Origin of the sequence: Vibrio fujianensis, from assembly GCF_002749895.1 — a bacterium.
Classification (GTDB): domain Bacteria; phylum Pseudomonadota; class Gammaproteobacteria; order Enterobacterales; family Vibrionaceae; genus Vibrio; species Vibrio fujianensis.
In genome coordinates, this window is record NZ_NBUS01000042.1 from 93,672 (window position 1) to 94,428 (window position 757).

The window sequence follows — 757 nt, forward strand, 5'->3', positions numbered from 1 at the left end:
TCGACCTATCCACTCACTTTGCATTTATTTACCTGACACGCTGAGATTGGTGGCCATTGAATTCAAACCATTACCGGCAAATAGCGTTGGATAAAACGAATAACGGTAGGAACGTATTTCTCCGTATCAAAGACTTTCGCGCTGTGGCCCACGCCTGGTTCAATCAAAAGTTGATTCTCTACTCTGTGCTGATCCAACTCTTGTTTAAACTCCATACTTTGTACTATTGGTACTTGTTTATCTCTATCACCATGCAGTAAAAGAAACGGTGGTGTTTGAGCAGAAACATAGTGGATCGGTGAAGCTTGTTTCGCTAATTCCGGGGCTTGTGCCGGAATAGCGCCAAGAAATTTAGAAACGGATGAATTTTGAGTGGTCTTGTCGCCTTTGGCATTACCTAACGCTAATAAATCCATTGGCCCAAAGAAACTGACCACGGCGGCAACTTGATATTTGGGTTCAAAGGGAAAATTGAGATCTCGATGCGTGTTCAGCACGCCGATCAGTCCCGCTAGGTGCCCTCCCGCAGATCGCCCCATTAGCACCACTTTTTCAGCATCAAAATGATACTCATCTGCCCTTTGATGCAAAAAATTGATCGCATCATTAATATCAATCACCGGTTGAGGAAAACTCGCTTGACCGCTTAATCGATATTCAACCGCAGCCAAGGCATAGCCCTGAGCAAGTACCGAATCAAGCAGTTGTCGATTGCCCGTTTCAATCGCTTCTTTACTACCTCTCTTCCATGCTCCGC

General features: G+C 45.2%; 1 protein-coding gene. It reads right to left on the reverse strand.

What is annotated here, in order from left to right:
- Positions 1-62: 62 nt before the first annotated feature.
- Positions 63-757, reverse strand: a 695-nt coding sequence (locus tag B7C60_RS09315) for an alpha/beta hydrolase (RefSeq protein WP_245869104.1), incomplete at its 5' end; no start/stop codon positions are given.